1 protein-coding gene is annotated in these 722 nt (G+C 61.5%); it reads right to left on the bottom strand.

Annotated elements, in window-relative coordinates; genetic code table 11:
* Nucleotides 1-716 (bottom strand): MlaE family ABC transporter permease (locus ACZY0X_RS31220; protein WP_463775899.1); only part of this gene is annotated, 716 nt, incomplete at its 3' end.
* Between the last annotated feature and the right edge of the window lie 6 nt (nucleotides 717-722).

The following is a 722-nucleotide window of genomic DNA, read 5'->3' as shown; positions in this document are numbered from 1 at the left end:
ACCGCGTTACCCACGGCCACCCCGACCCCTGAGGGTCCGCCGGTGGCGTAGTAGCCGTAATAGGTGTGCACCAACAGGATCGACAGCGCCATCAACAACGCCTGAAAGAACGACCACAACAGATCGATCGGATTCAGAAACGTCCCGAAGTAATGGTCATAGAGCCCACCGGACTGGCCGAACAACACCACCGTGGTGAACCGAGACGCCATGAACGACAAGATCACCGCGATCGAGTACAACGGGGTGATCGCGATCATCCCCGCCACCAACCGCGTCGACACCAGATACTCGATCGGGCGGATCCCCATCGACTCCAACGCGTCGATCTCCTCATTGATCCGCATCGCCCCCAACTGCGCGGTCACCCCGGCACCAAAGGTCGCCGCCAACCCGATCCCAGCCACCACCGGTGCCGAGATCCGCACATTGATGAACGCCGCCAAAAACCCCGTCAACGCCTCGATACCGATATTGCCCAGCGAGCTGTAACCCTGCACCGCCAACGTGCCACCAGTGGCCAACGTCAAGAACCCGACAATCACCAGAGTGCCGCCGATCATCGCCAACACCCCAGCACCCATGGAGATCTCGGCGATCAACCGCACGATCTCCTTACGAAAGTGCACCGCGGCATGCGGGGTCCCACCAATGGCCCGCCCGAAGAACAGGGTCTGATCCCCGATCCGGGACAACACACCAACCGGACGTGTCACCGCCCT

This window comes from Mycobacterium sp. IDUB_39 (genome assembly GCF_055419205.1).
This window is presented reverse-complemented; position numbering and strand designations above follow the sequence as displayed.